The sequence below is a fragment of the Priestia veravalensis genome (assembly GCF_001457055.1).
GTDB classification, from domain to species: domain Bacteria; phylum Bacillota; class Bacilli; order Bacillales; family Bacillaceae_H; genus Priestia; species Priestia flexa.
The window spans coordinates 1-4,390 of record NZ_KQ758744.1 but is presented as its reverse complement, the minus strand read 5'-3'; the positions used below and the strand labels follow the sequence as shown (position 1 = coordinate 4,390).

At 33.0% G+C, this 4,390-nt stretch carries 3 protein-coding genes; 1 reads left to right on the top strand and 2 read right to left on the bottom strand.

Translation table 11 applies throughout. The annotated features are described in order from the left end of the window. Positions 1 to 423: 423 nt before the first annotated feature. Positions 424 to 1,149: a cytochrome c biogenesis CcdA family protein gene (locus AS180_RS20990; protein ID WP_062687456.1), complete on the bottom strand. Its 726-nt coding sequence runs from the start codon at positions 1,147 to 1,149 to the stop codon at positions 424 to 426. A 45-nt stretch (positions 1,150 to 1,194) separates the two neighbouring features. After that, the gene (locus tag AS180_RS20985) at positions 1,195 to 2,124 is read right to left on the bottom strand and encodes a F510_1955 family glycosylhydrolase (RefSeq protein ID WP_062687455.1); all 930 of its coding nucleotides are present in this window, start codon (positions 2,122 to 2,124) and stop codon (positions 1,195 to 1,197) included. Between the two features lie 305 nt (positions 2,125 to 2,429). Between AS180_RS20985 and asnB the strand changes: the two genes are divergently transcribed. Continuing rightward, positions 2,430 to 4,334 (top strand): asparagine synthase (glutamine-hydrolyzing), encoded by a 1,905-nt coding sequence (gene asnB, locus AS180_RS20980; protein ID WP_062687454.1) that lies wholly within the window; start codon positions 2,430 to 2,432, stop codon positions 4,332 to 4,334. Positions 4,335 to 4,390 lie beyond the last annotated feature (56 nt).

Here is a 4,390-nt window from a genome sequence, read left to right as displayed (position 1 = left end):
ATTTTTCACACTTGTATAATCGTATTTCACAGATGTTTCAACTCCCTCATAACGGTTTGGATAACGTGCTCACCTACGCCGCCATAGAAGGATATTTCCGCGTTTGCCGTTTTGATCGTGCAAATGCTTATTGAAGGATCTTTTGAAGAAGTGGATGATAAAGAATGTTTAGTATCTGGGTGTAGTGTGACGGGGACAATCGTTAATTTTTGTTGTGGCATAAGACATGCACCTCCTTTGATTCATACATGTATCGTACCAGAAGGTGCTGCGTGTTTATATGCGTTGTTTGAATGGGGGCTTACACTATAATCATGATATAAAACGATATTGTCACTAATTTCACCCCAACCTAAAAAGAAGTTTATACATGTATATGTGTACAAACTTCTTTTTAGTCTGTGTATCTGATTGCTAGAATTTTTACCAATAAGTTATAATGTCTAGAACACCTATGATTAATAAAAAAACTCCAGCTATTCTCTGAATTACATATCCTATTTTACGTCCTTTTTTATAAACTATAGAATTTAGATTCAGATAGAAGATAAGAGAAATTCCTATTAAAAATGGAATAGCTGTTCCTATAGCAAAAATTGTTGGTAAAATAGCTCCATAGTTAACATTTAATACAGTTGGCATTAGTGTAACGAAAAAAATTACAAACATAGTAGGACAAAAAGCAAGCGAGGTACTAAATCCTAAAAGAAAAGAACTTAATAAACTATTTTTCTTTTTAAAGATAGGGGATAAATTAAAGTTCCCCTTTAGCTTAAATAAGCCTAATAAATAGAAACCTATTATAAGGTAGAGTGGACCTATAAACTTTCTTGCATATGGAAAATAAAGCGTTAAATTACGTTGAAATTCCTGGCCTATCCACCAGGTGAATAAGCCTAATAAAGAAAATGCTAGTATCTTTCCTAAAACATATAATAAAAGGTCTTTCCAAACTTCTCTTTTTCTTTTTAATGATTCATTTGCATAAAGTACAAATGCACTAATATTACTTGTAAATTGACACGGGGCTATAGCACCTACAATTCCCAAAAAAAGTGCAAACAATACTGGGAATGATTCTGCTGTATATGCCATATTGCGAAATGGTTCGCTAAATAACTGGCTAACTTTCGTAAGAATATTGTACAATTTAGAACGCCCCCATTTTACATAAAAAATAAAACAGAAAAAGAATCAGGATTTTGTCATCTTTCCATCCTCAAGGGTTTTATTCCACTTTCTTCCGCCATTTTCTGTGAGATAGATATCGTTTCCCTTTGTTATAAAAGACATTTTTGATGGGTTAAAAGGATTAACATTAATAAAGAGAATAGTATCATCTTTATCTAATGAAGGAATAGCTATTTCTTCTTCTGCTTCTTTACCGTTAAGAGGTTTACTAATTAACGCGCTTTTTTGGTTACTAAGAGTAGAATATATAACACTCTCTTTATTGATAGATAAAGCTGTTACATTTTGGACCTGTGAAAATAATTTAAAATTATTACCTTTATCTTTTGAAAGATAAAGTCCTTGCTGTGTAGCAATCCCTATAGTTCCAACTTCTTCTGGATGAGCAGCTATACTATTGGCAGGAGTCTGGGGCATTCCATTTAACTGACTTAAATTCCATGTTTCACCTTTGTCCTCTGAGAAGTAAAGACCTTGTCCAATTTTGGAATTAGGCTGAGAATTAACCACATAAATGGCTGGACTGTTATAGCCTGTAGCTAAATAATGAAAGTCACTTTCTCCGTAAAAAGCTACTTTTTTTAATTTTTCTCCCTTATCTGTACTTTTCACTAATCCTAAAGGGTTTTTAAGATTTGATCCTTCTTCAGGATGACCACTTGAATAGAATCCCTCTTTAGTAGCTTGGAATCCCATATAATCATGATTATTTTCAATTGTCTCATACCACTTTCCATTACGATAAATTTTCACTCCATGATGAGTCGCTATGTATAAACCTTCATCATTCCCTGGATATCCAGCTCCATGAATATGATCAATCTTCTCATCTTTTAAAGGAGTTAGAAATGCTTTTTCTTTGCCTTCTTCTCCTGATGAACATGCGCTTAACAACGTCGTAGTTATAGCTAGCATATACGTTAGTTTTCTCATTGCTCCCATCTCCTTTTTTGAATAGACTCCTTATTAATCTTAATTGAAAAGTGTGAAAAATTGTCGAGAATTTTAAATATAAGAAATACTAACTAGATCTGGTGTGTACTTCCTTATTAGTTAAAAACCAATTTAACAAACAGTATGTTTATTATCAGACCTTTTCTATTATGATTAATTTCCAAAAGCATAAAAATTTTTTTGTTCCTCCATACATTCTACAAATTTAATTGTTAAATTTCATTTAGAGTGGTAAGTTCCAAGATACCACCTTTTAGGAAATTTAATATAAGCAGGTGAGCAAAATGTGTGGATATGTTGGATATGTATTAAACTCTTCTCCATCATTTAAAAAGATTTCACATAACGTAGATATAAAGCAATTAAATTCAATGATTTATCACCGGGGCCCTGACAGTCAAGGTTATTATCAAGACGAGTATGTATATTTGGGATTTAGTCGATTAAGTATTATTGACTTAGAAAATGGTAATCAGCCTCTTTCTTATGATGATGAAAATTACTGGATTGTATTTAATGGTGAAATATACAACTATGTAGAAATTAGAGAAAGCTTAACTAAAAAAGGATATGAGTTTCAAACTTCTTCAGATACCGAAGTATTATTAGCTTTATATAAAGATGAAAAAGAGAATGCTCTAAAGCAACTAAGAGGAATGTTTTCATTTGTAATTTGGGACAAGCGTGAACAAGTTTTGTTTGGAGCAAGGGATCCATTTGGAATAAAACCTTTTTATTATCTTGAAAGGGATGATAAATTATTTTTCGGCTCAGAAAAAAAGAGTCTTTTAGAGACCAAAACAATGCCTATTATTTCTCAAACTTCTCTTCAACATTATCTTAGTTACCAATATGTTCCTGAACCTGAAACGATGGATGTTGATATTAAAAAGCTGCAACCTGGGCATTATTTTACAAAGAAGTTAAATCAGTCCATGAAGATTCAACAATATTGTGAAGCTTATTTTTCTCCAAAAAATAAAACAGAGGATGAATTTGTTAAAGAAATAAGAGAAGCTATGATTGATTCTGTGAAAATGCATATGAGAAGTGATGTTCCAGTAGGTTCCTTCCTCTCTGGGGGAATAGACTCCAGTTTAATTGCATCTATTGCCAAAGAGTTTCACCCTAATTTAAAAACTTTTTCTGTAGGATTCGAAACAGATGGGTATAGTGAAATGGATATAGCAAGAGAGACAGCAGATAAATTGGGTGTAGAAAATATTCAATATACAATAACGCCGGATGAATTTGTTCATGAACTCCCAAAGATTGTATGGCATTTAGATGATCCTCTCGCGGATCCAGCAGCTGTTCCTTTATACTTTTTAGCACGTGAAGCAAGAAAACATGTAAAAGTTGTTCTTTCTGGTGAAGGTGCGGATGAGCTATTTGGAGGCTATAATATCTATAGAGAACCTCATTCTTTAAGGTTCTTTAAACATATTCCTTCAGGACTTCACGATGTCTTGAATCAAATAAGTAATATAATTCCACAAGGTGTAAGGGGTAAAAGTTTGTTGGAGCGTGGAACGACGCCACTTCGACAACGTTATATTGGTAATGCTAAAATTTTTACAGAGCTTGAAAAGTCAACACTTATGTCATCATACAAGGAATATATTGAGTTCACAGATATTACATCACCATATTATTCTAAAGCCCACGATTATGATGATGTGAGCAAAATGCAGTTTATAGACTTTCATACTTGGTTAAGAGGTGACATCTTACTAAAAGCTGATAAGATGACTATGGCGCATTCATTAGAGTTACGTGTACCATTTCTAGATAATAAGGTTTTTGAAGTTGCAAACAAAATTCCTACGAATCTAAAGATTGCTAATAACACAACTAAGTATATTTTACGTAAGGCAGCTGAAGGTATTGTTCCTGATCACGTTCTTACACGCCGGAAACTAGGCTTTCCTGTTCCTATTCGCCATTGGTTAAAGAATGAGCTTTATGATTGGGCTACAGATTTAGTGACGAATAGCGATACAGAGCATTTAATCAAAAAGGATGCTGTGATGGACCTTATTGAACAACATGCATTAGGCAAGTTTGATAACAGCAGGAAGATATGGACGATACTAATATTTCTATTATGGTATCAAGTTTTTGTTGAGCAAGAGTATGATTTTGACTTTTACTATCCAACTAAACAAAAAGGAATAGCCTTCAACTAAAATAAAGAGGCTGGGACATAAGTAATTCAGCCAATGATAAACCTGAACGATTGAGA